The 13994-nt window shown below is 58.2% G+C and carries 11 protein-coding genes; 1 reads left to right on the top strand and 10 read right to left on the bottom strand.

Going from position 1 to position 13994, the window contains the following annotated elements:
- A partial coding sequence (locus AB1772_12055) for a HEAT repeat domain-containing protein (protein ID MEW5797074.1) occupies positions 1 to 461 on the bottom strand: 461 nt, incomplete at its 3' end.
- A 258-nt stretch (positions 462 to 719) separates the two neighbouring features.
- Between AB1772_12055 and mutM the strand changes: the two genes are divergently transcribed.
- A complete protein-coding gene (gene mutM / locus AB1772_12050) occupies positions 720 to 1580 on the top strand; it encodes a bifunctional DNA-formamidopyrimidine glycosylase/DNA-(apurinic or apyrimidinic site) lyase (protein ID MEW5797073.1) in 861 nt (286 codons plus the stop codon).
- 37 nt (positions 1581 to 1617) lie between these two features.
- Here the strand turns inward: mutM and AB1772_12045 are convergent, their stop codons facing one another.
- From AB1772_12045 to AB1772_12005, 9 genes are all read right to left on the bottom strand, one after another.
- Positions 1618 to 2673, bottom strand: a complete 1056-nt coding sequence (locus AB1772_12045) for an ABC transporter ATP-binding protein (GenBank protein ID MEW5797072.1) — start codon at positions 2671 to 2673, stop codon at positions 1618 to 1620.
- A gap of 2 nt (positions 2674 to 2675) precedes the next feature.
- Complete coding sequence (recF, locus tag AB1772_12040) at positions 2676 to 3761, bottom strand: DNA replication and repair protein RecF (protein ID MEW5797071.1); 1086 nt, start codon at positions 3759 to 3761, stop codon at positions 2676 to 2678.
- Positions 3762 to 3825: 64 nt separating this feature from the next.
- Positions 3826 to 4938 (bottom strand): DNA polymerase III subunit beta, encoded by a 1113-nt coding sequence (gene dnaN, locus AB1772_12035; GenBank protein ID MEW5797070.1) that lies wholly within the window; start codon positions 4936 to 4938, stop codon positions 3826 to 3828.
- Positions 4939 to 5236: 298 nt separating this feature from the next.
- Positions 5237 to 6595, bottom strand: coding sequence for a chromosomal replication initiator protein DnaA (dnaA, locus tag AB1772_12030; protein MEW5797069.1), 1359 nt, complete (start codon positions 6593 to 6595; stop codon positions 5237 to 5239).
- 416 nt (positions 6596 to 7011) lie between these two features.
- Positions 7012 to 8076 carry an Mrp/NBP35 family ATP-binding protein gene (locus AB1772_12025; protein ID MEW5797068.1) on the bottom strand — a complete coding sequence of 355 codons (1065 nt, stop codon included), beginning with the start codon at positions 8074 to 8076 and terminating at the stop codon, positions 7012 to 7014.
- Positions 8077 to 8190: 114 nt separating this feature from the next.
- Complete coding sequence (gene lspA / locus AB1772_12020; GenBank protein MEW5797067.1) at positions 8191 to 8700, bottom strand: signal peptidase II; 510 nt, start codon at positions 8698 to 8700, stop codon at positions 8191 to 8193.
- A gap of 25 nt (positions 8701 to 8725) precedes the next feature.
- Complete coding sequence (locus AB1772_12015) at positions 8726 to 9115, bottom strand: TraR/DksA C4-type zinc finger protein (GenBank protein ID MEW5797066.1); 390 nt, start codon at positions 9113 to 9115, stop codon at positions 8726 to 8728.
- Between the two features lie 13 nt (positions 9116 to 9128).
- On the bottom strand, positions 9129 to 12308 hold the full coding sequence (gene ileS, locus AB1772_12010) for an isoleucine--tRNA ligase (GenBank protein MEW5797065.1): 3180 nt from the start codon (positions 12306 to 12308) through the stop codon (positions 9129 to 9131).
- 491 nt (positions 12309 to 12799) lie between these two features.
- On the bottom strand, positions 12800 to 13994 hold a 1195-nt coding region (locus AB1772_12005; GenBank protein MEW5797064.1), incomplete at its 5' end, for a hypothetical protein.

Below are 13994 nucleotides of genomic sequence, written 5' to 3'. Positions count from 1 at the left end.
TCGCCCAGGTATCCGGCGATAACGCCGTGGACAGCGGTCATGCTGCTGTCGGCCCGTCGACCGGCCGACTTTAGGGCGTTTGCAGCAACAGCCGTCGGCCCGGAGCGCGCTGAGTCGGCAAGCGAACCGGCAAACTGGCTCTGTCCGGTCAACCCGATAGCAAAAGCAGCCGCGCGGGCGACATCGAGTGATCTGTCGCCCAGCATTGACTTGAGGAGCTTTCCGGAGTTTTCCCCGCCGATCCGGCCGATTGCGATCGCCGCCCGGGCGCGGACCTGGGCGGAGTCGTCTGACAGGTAGTCTTCCAGCCGATCGGTGAACTCGCGGGTGTCCTCGATGTGGATGATATCGGCGAGCCGCTCCGGCAGGGAGCGCACCCGGAAGAGGTTGTAGGCGAAGTACGCGATTACCCCAAACAAAATGACCGCCCCGAGGGCGGCGATACCCTTGACTATCTTCATCGCGGCGGGAATGTAGCCGCGGGCCCTGGGGGCGTCAATACAATATTGGCCTCGCTTTAGGCGCCGCTGCCCGGCCTGCGGGGCACGTCTCTGTCGCCGCCGGACTACAATGTGAGGACCCGCGGTGGCGGGCTGGGGACATTATGGCGGGCTTCCGCCTCGGCGGAAAGGTGAAGCAGGCCTGCCCGGCGCGGGGTCGGAATAACCACCGCCATCAAATACTGGACAACGCCCGCCCACGATTGTTAATTGCCTCCGATGCCGGAACTGCCGGAAGTCGAAACGATAGTCCGCGGCCTGAGGCCGCTTCTCGAAGGGCGTACGTTTGTGCGCGTGCGCTCCTTCGCGCCGCCCGACTCGATCGAGATAAGCTCGTCGCTCCGACGGCGACGGCTGGATAGCCTCCTGCCCGGTCGCACGGTTCTCAAGATCGAACGCCGGGGCAAGAATATCCTTATCGCCCTGTCGGGCGACATCACGCTCTGGGTTCACCTCAAAATGACTGGCAAGTTCCTGACAAGGCCGGCGGCGGCGCCTCGCGACAAGCACGACCTGGTGCTTCTCGATCTGAAATCCAACGGATCAGGCGGAGAACGCGGCCGAACTCACATCAGATTCAACGATTATCGTCGCTTCGGACGGCTCCGCCTCTATCCCAACCATGAGCTATGGCAGCAGGACGGGCTTCGCGCGCTCGGCCCGGAGCCGCTGGACATTTCCGAGGATGACTTCGTGGCGCTCTGCCGCGCCCGGTCACGCATGATCAAGCCGGCGCTGCTCGATCAGAGCTTTCTCGCCGGAATCGGCAATATCTACGCCGACGAGTCGCTCTATCTCGCCCGTATTCATCCCGCGCGGTTGACATCGACGATAAGACCGGCCCGTCTCGCCGAACTGCACCGTCACATCCAAGCGGTGCTGCGGCGCTCGATCGAGATGATGGGCACTACCGTGATCGATTACGGCGGGGTCGATGGCGCGAGCGGATCGTTCCAAAACATGCTGCGCGTCTATGGCCGCGAGGGCGAGCCGTGCGAAGTCTGTGGCGCGACTATTGTCCGCCGCAAGATGGGCGCGCGCTCGGCGCACTTCTGTCCGCGCTGTCAGCGACAGGCCTGAAGCGCGGCGTCAGGTCAAGGCAGAATCGGGCTCACCGCTATTGCTTCAGCCGCTCACCTGTTTTCGGATCGAAGAACAGGAGCTTCTCGGAATCGATGGCAATGCTGACAGTGTCACCCGGTCGTGGCGGCGGGGACGGTCCACGCGTTGACACTAAGGTCAGCGTCCGGTGTTCGAGTGTGACCGCGTAATGGTCGCCGAGATATTCTGTGGAGATAACCCTCGCTGGCTCGCCCCGCTCACCGACCGCGATGTCCTCGGCCCGAATGCCGACATGAACCGGGTTGCCGTGGGGTGACGCTGCCGCTACTAATCGTGGCACGCTGACTCCGAGGGGAACTATGGCCCCGTTTTCGATTCGTCCTTCGACAATGTTGATTCTCGGCGTGCCCACAAATTCCGCGACAAAGCGCGACGCGGGACGCTGGTACAGGTCCTCAGGCGTGCCGATTTGAAGCAATCTCCCCTCGTGCAGCAGGGCGATTCTGTCCGCCATGGTGAGCGCCTCTGATTGATCATGGGTGACATGGATCATAGGTCTGTCCAGCCGCCGCTGCAACTGAACGATCTCCTGCCGCATGCGGACGCGAAGCTCAGCATCGAGATTGGACAGCGGCTCGTCGAGCAGGAAGATAGCCGGCTCGCGGATGATCGCTCTCCCCAGCGCCACGCGCTGCCGTTGTCCGCCGGAGAGCTGGCCGGGGCGGCTTTTCAGCCGGTCCGAAAGGTCCAAAAGCTCCGCCACCCGCGCCACGCGTGACCGGATTTCAGCTTTGGGCATTCGCGCCACACGCAGCGGGAACGACAGGTTTTCGGCAACTGTCATGTGCGGATAGAGCGAATAGTTCTGGAACACCAGCGCCACATTCCGGTCGCGCGGGCGTAACTTGTCAACGCGGCGGCTGTCGATATAGATTTCCCCCCCGTCAGCCTCTTCGAGTCCGGCGATCAGCCGCAGCACAGTCGACTTGCCGCATCCTGACGGCCCCAGCAGGACCAGGAGTTCGTCCTCGCCCAGCTCCAGCGATATGTCATCCAGCACGACATGTTCGCCGAATTTCTTGCCCAGGTTTTTGATCGTCAGTCCGGCCACGGCTATTCCTTCATCACCTGACCGTCGACCAGGCGAAACCTCTCCGCCCTCGCCATGAGCTGGTCGGGCGGCCTGACCGCGGTCGTGAGAAAGAGCTGGCCGATATCACCGAAACTTTCCACCAGGCGAGCAGTGCGATCGTTGTCGAGTTCGGCGAAGATTTCATCCAGCAGCAAGACCGGCGGTTCGCCTCGTTTCTCCCGGAGCATGTCGTACACCGCCAGCTTGAGGGCCACCGCGGCCGTGCGCCATTGGCCCTGCGAACCATGGGTGCGGGCGGGCAGGCCGCCGATTCCGAAAAAGACCTCGTCGCGGTGCGGCCCGGCCAGGCTGGTTTGCACCGCCCGCTCACGGTCTGCCACGCGCGACAGTTCGGCCTCAAAGGCGGCTCTCGCGCTGTCGACGTTCATTGACTCCAATGAAATGGGGATGTTGGACTGGTACTCAACTACAAGTTGCTCGCCGCCGGCGATGCGGGCGTACGCCGACACAGAGCGCACTCCGAGGCTCCGCAGAAAGCCCGCCCGCTGCAAAATGACCTTGGTTCCGTACTCAACGAGCATCGGATCGAACGGTGTCGCGTCGAGCTCGCCACGCAGCGCCGCATTTTTCTGGGTCAGCGCTCGTTGATAGTCAGTTAGATCGGCAAGATAAGTCGTGGAATGCTGGGAGATATAAAGGTCCAGGAAAAGCCGCCGTATCGACGGTGGTCCGGACAGTATCTCACTGTCCTCGGGCCCCGCCGCTACCAGGCTGTTCAGTTCAAACAGTTCAAAGGCCCGCGCCGGCTTGGTATCTATGGTCAGCTTCTTACGGAAGCCGCGCTGATACGCGACAGCGAGCTTGTGTCTGTTGCTGCCGCTTTCGATCTCACCCTCGAGGCGAAAGAAGTCTGCGTCGCGGCCCAGAAGGACGGCGTCAGCGGCACCGCGTTGTGAGCGCCCGAGACAGACCATGAAAATCGCCTCCAGCAGGTTGGTCTTGCCGGAGCCGTTGGCGCCATAAAGGACGTTTGACCCTGCGCCGAACCTGACGGTCCCACCGCGCAGGTTGCGGAAATTAGTGAGTGCGAGTGAGTGTACCGCCATTGTGTCGACTAATAAAAAATGGCAGACCGACGATCTGCCATTCGGGGCGACGTTTGCCGATCCTTCACTCCGCCAGCCTGAGCGGCATCACCAGGCAGAGGTAATCGTCTTTCGGTAGTTCCGGGCTGTACATCAGGCCTGCAGAAACCGGGCTTGAGAATTCAAATATTACGTCATCGCCCGGCATACGCGTTAGGATATCAGTGATATATGTCGCGTTGTATCCTATCTCGACAGGTTCGCCCGTGTAGTCGCAGTCAATGACCTCCACACCTTCCCCACCTAAGTCGGCATTGCTCGTGGACAAGGTAAGTGAACCTCTCTTCACCCCGAATTTCACCTGGTGTGTGAGGGTGTTGGAGAGAATCGACACGCGCCGCACCGCGCCGCTGAGATCCTCCTTTGATACCCGAAGCACCTTGTCATTGTTCTGCGGTATGACCTGCTCAAAATTCGGATACGGCCCGTCGATAAGCCGCGACGTCAGCACATACTCGCCGAGATTGAAGATGATATTGTTTTCGCCGAAAATAACACCCACATCCCTGCTCTGGCTCTCAGTAAATTTCGGAATGAGATTAAGCACTTTCGGCGGGATGATAATGTCCTCGCTCATCCCCTTGAGTTTCAGGTTTTCGACCGCTACTTTTGCCAGGCGGTGGCCATCGGTGGCAACCATCTGCATCTTCTCACCCTTGGTCTGCCAGAGTACACCGTTGAGTGCCGGGCGCGTTTCATCGGTCGAACAGGCAAATGTGGTTTTGCGCACCATACCATTCAGTGTAGTGGAATCGAGCTTGATCTCCTTCTTCGTGTTGACTGCAGGCAGTTTCGGAAAGTCGTCGGGTGAGACCGAGGCCATCTTGTACGACCCCTTCGCGATCTTTACCTCAACCCGCGAATTGATCGACTCGACAGTTATGTCTGTTTCGGGAAGCTCTCTTACTATATCGAACAGGATCCGCGCCGACAGCGCCGCCGACCCTTTCTTGGCTACCTCACACTCCACACTTCCGGCGATCGATATATCCAGATCCGTAGCGGAAATCTTGAGTTTTCCCTCGAGCGCCTCCACCAGCACGTTGGTGAGGATAGGCAGGGTCGATTTCGTCGGTACTACTTGAAGCACAGACTGAAGACAGCCGGCCAGCTTTGATTTTGGAAGCGAGAACTTCATACCACCTAACTCTCCGTGAAAACGGTTACTGACAGCTTTGGACTATAACCATTCAGTCTATATATATCAAGTAGTAGTAATAGGGTCTGGGGAAATGTGGGGGAAAGGCGAAGCGAGGAGGGAGGGAACCGCCAAGGGGAAATACGCCAGGTAGATAGTCATCAAGGAACCGTTTCACATTACCCCCAACACCATAGCTACATACTCACAAGTTGCCAGAAATGGCCCACATGTACACAGGCAACTGTCAACCCCGCGTTTTGTGCCCACGTTATCCATAGTGTCTATCAACAGCTTGTTAATATAGAAGCGCCGCTGATATTTTGTCAATCCTCTCCCGAAAACCGGCATCGCGGGCCATCCGGGAGGCGACCTTATCGCAGGCGTGAATGACCGTAGTGTGATCGCGCCCGCCGAATTTGTCACCAATCGCCTTCAGCGAGCTGTCAGTCAGGGTACGGGCTAGATACATGGCCACCTGGCGGGCCAGGGCGATATCGGCTGTCTTCTTCTTCGCGGTCATCATCTTCGAATCCACATTGAAGTGCTCGGCGCTTTTAGTCTGGATTGCCTCGATAGTCACACGCTTGCGGGAGCCGGCGGAGTCAGAGAGCAGCCGCCGGGCCAGGTCAAGACTGACCGGCTCTTTCTTTAGCGACGCATAGGCCAGGAGGCGATTAAGTGCTCCCTCAAGCTCCCTGACGTTGGCCGAGACGCGATCGGCTATATACGTGACCACGGTATCGTCGAGCTGAATTCCCTCAGACTCCAGCTTTTTGTAGAGAATTGCTGTCCTATTTTCGAGATCCGGAGCCTGAAGGTCCGTCACAAGGCCCCAGGAAAAGCGGGAGAGCAGCCGTTCCTCAAGTCCCTTGATCTCTTTGGGGGGGCGGTCAGAAGTCAGCGCAATCTGCTTGCCGGTCTGATGGAGGGCGTTGAAGGTATGGAAGAACTGCTCCTGGGTCCCTTCTTTGCCGGCAAAGAACTGGATATCGTCGATCAGGAGCACGTCCACGTCGCGGTAGTATCTCGTGAAATCGGCGATGGACCGATCGGATATGGCGCTGATAAAGTCGGAGGTGAACTTCTCCGAGGTGGCATACATGACTCGTTTCGACGGATAGTTGTCCAAAATCTCGTGACCGATCGCTTGGATGATATGCGTTTTCCCCAGCCCGGTGCCGCCGTAGATGTAGAGGGGGTTGTACTTGGTCATACCGGGGGCCTCGGCCACCGCCCGCGAGGCGGCGCAGGCGAACTCGTTAAAATCGCCAACAACCAGGTAGTTGAAGCGATACCGCCCGTTTAGGTTGTGATTAACTCTCGGCCCGTCCAGCGGTTGAACCGGCCCGCGGCCCGGCGGCGCCTCCAGGGGCAGGCAAGCCTGCTCCTCCTCCCCTGCGACCGCTGATATGACGTACACTACCTGTTGTCTCTTGCCGAGCACCTCGAGAAACGCCTCGTTAACCAGTTCAGCATAGTGCTCATCGATCCAGTCGGCGACAAACTGGTTAGGTACGGCAACCTTGAACTCGCCGTTGCCGTTCGGCTCGCCGCGAGTCGGCTTGAGCCAGATGTTAAAGGACTGCTGCTTGACGCGCCGGGACATGTACTCCAAGCAGTCTTTCCACGCCTGAGAATTAGGAAAGTTTTGCATTGAATCGGAACCCCCTCGATCTGGACAATGCTATTAACATTCGCACAATCGATTAAGTGTATCTCCTGTTGATACCTAACGGATCGGCCAATCAGCCAATCCACAATTTACACACATACCTATTCACACATCATGAGTCCGCAGACGATCATTGCAAAAGTTCATCAACTACCAAGGCGAAAAACCCAGCGAACACCACAAGAGTCTCTACGAAAGGGGAGTGGACAGGTCGTGGGCAGTAGATAACAACGTCAGAGGAAGACGTCAATTGACGCTCTGAAAATAAAGGGGAAAAAACTGAAGCGGTTGTTTGATCGACTGTTAGAACAGGTCTCTTGCGCGAATGAATGACACCACCATCAGCCGATGTCGTGAGATAAATTCAAGTTGTCCACAGCGGCAATGCTGGCAACGGCTTATCGACGGTTCATTGCATCTATCTGACGGGCGATGCCCGCGAACATTGCAACCTCGCGCTCGTTCCCGTCGATGGCTGCCGGAAGACCGTTATCGGCGCCTTCGCGGATCGAGGTCAGCAACGGGATCTCACCTAGCAGCTCCACACCGAGCCGTTTCGCTAGGTTTTTGCCGCCGTCCTTGCCGAAGATATAGTCCCGATGGCCGTTAGTTTCGTAGTAGGCCATGTTCTCAACCACGCCTATGACTTTCAGACTGGTCCGTTCGGCCAGCCTGGCCACCCGCCCGGCCACATGAGTGGCGGTCGCCTGGGGGGTGGTTACCACCAGTAGCTCGGCACTGGGGATGGACTGTGCGATAGTCAGGGTAACATCGCCCGTTCCGGGCGGCAGGTCGAGAAAGAGATAATCGAGATCGTCCCAGATCACATCGTTGATGAACTGGTTGATCGCCTTGTGCAAGAGCGGCCCGCGCCAGATTACCGGCTCGTCCTCATCGATAAAGAACCCCATCGAGACGACCTGGAGGTTGTCACCACGACGGAGCGGCACCATCTTGTCGTCGATTACCGTCGGCTGGCCGGACAGCCCCAGCATCCGGGGTATGGAAAAGCCGTACACGTCGGCATCGAGAAGTCCCACCCGCTTGCCCATCTGGGCCAGTGCCGCCGCCAGGTTGGTGGTAACAGTCGATTTGCCTACCCCGCCCTTGCCAGACGACACCGCTATAAACCGCTTTGAGAACTTGACTATCGATGCCTTCTTCTGGCCCGGTTTGACCCCCATGCCGAGCTTTTCCTTGAGCTGGGCGCGCTGTTCGTCGCTCATGACATCAAACTGGACATTGACCCGTTCGACCCCCGGTATCAGCATAACGCCGCTGGTCACATCCTCGGTGATTTTGGCCTTGAGCGGGCAGCCGGGGACAGTCAGCGTGATCCCGACATCGACTTTGCCGCGGTCGATTTTGACATACCTGACCATATCGAGATCGGTGAGCGGTTTTTTCAGTTCGGGGTCTTGTATTCCGCTAAGCACGTGCCTTACAGCTTGTTCAGTGAGCATAATTGCCTCCGGCCCTGTGGGCGCGGGTGTAAATCAAGTCCGCAATTCTATCGACCGCACCAATATAGGGGCAAAGGTCGCAACGTGAAAGGATGAAAATTGTTCCGGGGGGGCTCACCCCGCCAGGGGGGACGGGCTGTCCATGTCTGCGGGTAGCTTGGGCGCGTGATCCTTACCCTTGCGCTGCACGAACATGTATGCCAGTAGAAACACGATTGAGCAGCTTATGCAGGAATCCGCCACATTGAAGGTCCACCAGCGGTCCAGTTGAAAGCTGCCTATCGAGATGTCAAAAAAATCGACATCGATAAAGTCCACTACCTGCCCCAGCCGAATCCGGTCAATCAGATTGCCGACTGCCCCCCCGGCAATGAACGCCAGCGGAAGGGATATAGCCGGCATGTAGCGGTGGCGGTAGATGTAATACCCGACAAACGGCAGCACGATCAGGGCCATGACGAGATAATATGCCGACGGGCCGATCTGTGTGCCCATCGCGCCCCCCTCGTTGTAGACCAGGGTAAACATCAGGAAATCCCCGATTATCGACACAGAGGTTTTATCAGCGAGATAGGCCACCGCCCAGAGCTTGGTGGCCTGGTCGGCGATTACCACCAGACCCACGATCAGCAGCGGCCAGAGAAGAGGCTTAGCGCGCTTTTCGTCCAGTTTTTGCTTCCTCTTCGGCCGATTTGCACTCGATACAGAGCCGGGCGTGCGGCACCGCGGTCAGGCGGGGGACCTGAATCTGTTTGCCGCAGGTGTGACACTTGCCGTAGGTGCCGTCCTCGATCCGCCGCAGAGCCTCGTCGATATGATAGAGCAGCCGACGGCTCTTGGAGCCGTGGGCGAACGCCATCTCCCGCTCCATGTTGTCCGTACCCTGGTCGGCCATGTGATACGAGTAGTGGGTCAGGTCGCCGGTGGCTTCCTTGATCGTGGCGCCATGCGCCTCCTCGAGATACCCCATCTCTTCCAGCAGGGCGTGGCGCTTGTCCAGAAGGAGCTTTTTGAATTTGTCGAGGTCGCTCTTCTTCATGAGTAACTCCCGGTCAGAGTCTTACCACCTCAATGGCGGCCTTTTCACCATTTATGTCCCATTCGGTCGCCTTTGTCAAGTTTGCACCGGGGACGAATTCCAGGCTGTGGGCAAGGGTTTCGCGCTGGATGAAGCGGCCGTGACGGTCAGCGGCTCGGCGCAGGCGTTCCGACGCGCTCATGCGAATAAGGATGTTGTCGGTCACCTCGAATCCGGAGGTCTTCCGCATATTCTGGACCTTGTTGACAATCTCACGGGCAAAACCCTCATCGCGCAACGCGTCGTCGATCTTAGTATCCAGCGCCACCACCACGCCGCCGTCGGCCTCGACCGCCATGTCCTGCTTCTCGGTCCGGATAACCTCGATATGCTCCGCTGTCAGAGTCGGCTTGCTGGGAAGTGACTCGATTTGGAGTGTACCGGTAGTGGCAAACTCGTTGACCTGGCCGCTTGCCAGCCCCGCGACATACGCGGCTGCCGTTTTGACATCAGCTCCCAGCATCGGCCCGGCGGTCTTGAAATTCAGCTTGGCGCTGTAGGAGATGTACTCGTCAAGATTATCGGCGGCCACCACCTCCTTGACGTTGAGCTCGTCGCGGATTATTCCCAGATACGGGGCCAGCTTCTCAAACGCATTCTTGCCCGGCAGGGAGACCATCATCTTTGCCAGCGGCTGGCGCACTTTCAGGTTTTTGCGCGTGCGGGCCGCCCGCCCAAGCTGTACCAGCTTCTCGACCATGCCCATGGAATCTTCCAACTCCCGGTCGATCAGCGATTCATCCCCTTTCGGGTATTGGGCCATGTGGACCGAGAGCGCCAGCCCGATTTCGGCGCGTCTCTCCCCGGTCAGTTCGGTCCAGAGCAGTTCCGAAACCATCGGGCTGATCGGCGCGGAAAGCCGGCAGATACCCTCGAGCACCCGGTATAGCGTGAGGTAAGCGCGCATTTTCGACGGGTCATCGGCCTCCGCCCAGAACCGTCTCCGGTTATTGCGGACATACCAGTTGGAGAGTTCTTCCACCACGAAATTCTGGATCGCCCGCACGGGGCGAGTGAGCTCGTAGGCGTCGAGACTGGCGACCGTATCCTTGACCAGCGAATGGTAGCGCGAGATAATCCAGCGGTCGAACATCTCCGGCTCGCCGGCCTTTGACTCGAGAAACTGCTCGACTGTCTGTCCGGCCTGGTGGGCGCGTTCGAGGACGTTGTCGATATTGGCGTAGATTGCGAAGAAACTATACGTATTGCGCAGGGTGTCGTAATGCTTGCGGATTACTTCCTGCAAGCCGTCGAAATCAAAGCGTGTCGGCACCCAAAGGCTGGAATTCGACACCAAATACCAGCGCAGCGGGTCGGCGCCGTACTTGGCGATCGCCTCAAACGGATCGACCACGTTCCCCTTGTGCTTGGACATCTTCTTGCCTTCTTTGTCCAGCACAAACTCGAGCACGACCACATTCTTGAACGGGGCCTTATCGAAAAGCATGGTCGAAATCGCCAGGAGCGAATAGAACCAGCCCCGGGTCTGGTCGACCGCCTCGGAAATGAAATCGGCCGGGTATTTCCGTTCGAATACCTCTTTGTTTTCAAAGGGATAGTGCCACTGGGCATACGGCATCGCGCCGGAATCAAACCAGACATCGATAAGCTCCGGCACCCGGGTCATGCTCCCACCGCACTCGCACTCGAGCTTGATCTCGTCGATCATCGGCCGATGCAGTTCGATATCGTCCGGGCAGGCGACCGCTTCTTCCTTGAGCTGTGCGATTGAGCCAACCGCTCGCATCTTGCCGCACTTGGCGCTATCACACACCCAGATCGGCAACGGTGTCCCCCAGAACCGCTCGCGCGAAAGTGCCCAATCGACATTATTCTCCAGCCAATCGAGCATCCGGCCGGTTCGGATTTCGTCCGGCACCCAGCTAATGGCGTTGTTATTCTTGATCAACTGCTCTTTGAACTGGGTCGTCCGGATATACCAGGACTCGCGGGCGATATAAATCAGCGGCGAGTCACACCGCCAGCAGAACGGGTAGTTGTGCTCGTACAGCTCCTTCTTGTAGAGCTTACCGGCTTTTTTCAGGTCATCCGTGATCACCGGATCGGCGTCTTTGACAAACATGCCCGCGTACTTCCCCGCCTCGGCTTTGAAAAGGCCGTTGGCCTCGATCGCCTGCAGCACCGGGAGACCGTATTTCTGGCCGATTTCGTAGTCATCGGCGCCGAATCCGGGAGCGATATGGACAATGCCGGTGCCGTCATCGAGCGTGACAAACTCCCCGGTGATGACATAGAACGCCTTGTCGCTCTGCTCCTTATAGAAATCAAACAGGGGGATATACCGCCGTTTGACAAAACCCGCCCCCTTGTGCCGCGCCAGTATCTCCACTTCCGGCCCGAGCACCCGCATGACGAGCGCCTCGGCCATGACCAGCTTCTCGCCCTGATGCCGCACCGTCACATAGTCGGCGTCCGCTTTCATGCAGAGGGCGGCGTTCGACGGCAGTGTCCAGGGGGTGGTAGTCCAGACTAAGTAGCTGAAATCCCCATCGGCAGCTTTCATCTTCACAAACAGCGACGGGTCCTTGACCAGTTCGTACCCCTGGGCGACCTCGTGCGACGAAATCGCCGTCCCGCAGCGCGGGCAGAACGGGACTGTCTTGTGCCCCTGGTAAATCAGTCCGCGATCGTACAGGTTCTTGAGGATGTGCCAAACGGATTCGATATACTCGTTTTTGAGTGTGATATAGGCGTCGTCGAGATCGAGCCAGTACCCGATCCGGTGGGTAATCCGGTTCCAGTCTTCGAGATATCGAAACACCGATTCGCGGCATTTCTGGTTGAACTGCGCGATCCCGTATTCGATCACCTGAGCCTTGTTGACAAAGCCGAGCTGCTTTTCGACCTCGATTTCGACCGGAAGGCCGTGGGTGTCCCAGCCCGCTTTGCGGTCGACCCGGAAGCCCTGCATCGCCTTGTACCGGCAGACCAGGTCCTTGACCGTGCGCGAGATGACATGGTGAATCCCCGGTTTGCCGTTGGCGGTGGGGGGGCCCTCGTAAAAGACAAACTCCGGCCTGTTCTCGGCCACCTTTTTGGCCCGGGCGAACACCTGGTGTTCGTCCCAAAAGGCGAGGATTTTCTCCTCGGCCGCTGGGAGGCTGAAATTGTCTTTTAGCGGGTCGAATTTCATTCGGTCTGCTTTCGACTAAAGCCGACTAATTTATTCCCCATCGGCAGGAATGTAAAGGTTTTTGAGTGGGGCTTAGGGTACCACTAACATCAGTGTGGCACTTATCACGAAGAGATGTATAGATACGGTAGATTCCCCGCCATAGTCCCGGCGCCCCGGCCGCTTGCGGTGGGGTGAGATTGTGCGGACACTGTCACATTATTACTGAACCGCATGAGCGAATAAGACCGCACCCTTCGACCCATCGACATGCTCAGGGCAGACGCAGCTCAGGGTGACGGACAGTCTGGTAGGTCGAAACCCCTGCGCCTGCTCGCCGTGGCAAGGTTTCGACAGCCGTGCATCGGCGGGTTTGAAGCAGACCCGCCCTACGATCTCAACAAGGGGCAGACCGGGATGTCTGCCGCCCACGGATGGTCACATCCTTGCCGTCGGCTGAAACCCCTTCACGAACGATCTTATGAAAACTCCCCGCTCCGAAAGTGACCGCTTCATTGGGCTGCCGTTGTGTCCGGCGGGAAGTACGATTGAATTGTCGACCAGGAGAGGGTGTGTGTCATGTCTTCAAGTCCCTCGGTATTGTCGGGGTCGTGCGAACAGCAGGTGTGTGTGGTGCGCTGGCCGGCCAGGATATCCCAGGCGTTGCTCATATCGACATATATATACGGATAGCTGTCGTAGAGCTGCATGACCTCGGCCGTGGTACCGGTCGAAATGGGAATCGTATATTGGAGACCGGCCTGGCTATTCACCAGGGTCTCGAAGATGCCGCTGTAAGCCGCGGCTGCGAACATCATCTCAAACTTATGCGTAGCCGCCACCACATGGCCGGACAACAAGAACTGGTTTGGATATGGGTCCCATGGACTTTTGACGAAATCCGATCCCGCCCAGCTCCAGGTGTCGGTGCTGGGAGGGTCGGAATCAGGCCAGGTGTAGGAAAAATCGCCACTCGCCTCTACCGCCCCGTATGAATCATCGGCTGCGGGAAAAATAACGGAATAATACGTCGGGGCAATGTGCGGCATTTCGCGAAAAGGATGAATGTCCGCTCGCAGATGGGCATTGATCACGATCGTGCTGGTAAGACTGCCCGCGTCGCGCTCCGTGAATGTGAACGGGCCGCGCCACTCGGTCAGATTCACGACATTACTCTTACGCTTGATACTATACGATGGTCCCGTGAGACCGTCCACCTCGACCGTCACCGGTCCGGCCGAGCCGGCTCCAGTATTGGGAATAAAGGTGGCAATCATTTCCGGCTGCCAGCTGAGAATGGGGAGTTCCGTCCCGCCCACAATAACGCGCCCCTTCGATCCCGGGTCGCTGCCGAACATACCCGTTATGAACAGAGTGTCAGTATGTTCGAGAACAAACATGTAACGGATGCTCGGAGCCAGCAGACCGAAATGATTTTGCAGGCGCCGGACCCGGAGTCTGGCATTAGTTGTCGGATCGTGGTCAAAGCCGCGGTTTTGCATGTCGGTCCAGAGCATATCGACAACGAAGGGTCGCTGAGGCGGCGATTCCTTCGGACTCAGCGTCGAGGCGTTGGCGCCCAGCATGCGGTCAAACAAGAACTCGGCGGCCTTGTTGGCCGGTCCATCCGTCACGGTCTTTGTCCAGCCGCAGAACACCGAGGCCCCCGCGGTGAAAAATCCCTGGCGAAGAGAGGAGACGCTGTCG

Source organism: Candidatus Zixiibacteriota bacterium (assembly GCA_040752815.1).
Taxonomy (GTDB): Bacteria; Zixibacteria; MSB-5A5; order GN15; family FEB-12; genus JAGGTI01.
Note: the sequence above shows the minus strand (reverse complement) of the source record. Positions and strands in the feature narration are given on the sequence as shown.

Excerpts from the sequence above, each read along its gene's own strand:
- dnaN (MEW5797070.1), bottom strand. The coding sequence starts at position 4,938 with ATGAAGTTCTCGCTTCCAAAATCAAAGCTGGCCGGCTGTCTTCAGTCT.
- AB1772_12015 (MEW5797066.1), bottom strand. The coding sequence starts at position 9,115 with ATGAAGAAGAGCGACCTCGACAAATTCAAAAAGCTCCTTCTGGACAAG.
- recF (MEW5797071.1), bottom strand. The coding sequence starts at position 3,761 with ATGGCGGTACACTCACTCGCACTCACTAATTTCCGCAACCTGCGCGGT.
- mutM (MEW5797073.1), top strand. The coding sequence starts at position 720 with ATGCCGGAACTGCCGGAAGTCGAAACGATAGTCCGCGGCCTGAGGCCG.
- ileS (MEW5797065.1), bottom strand. The coding sequence starts at position 12,308 with ATGAAATTCGACCCGCTAAAAGACAATTTCAGCCTCCCAGCGGCCGAG.
- dnaA (MEW5797069.1), bottom strand. The coding sequence starts at position 6,595 with ATGCAAAACTTTCCTAATTCTCAGGCGTGGAAAGACTGCTTGGAGTAC.
- AB1772_12025 (MEW5797068.1), bottom strand. The coding sequence starts at position 8,076 with ATGCTCACTGAACAAGCTGTAAGGCACGTGCTTAGCGGAATACAAGAC.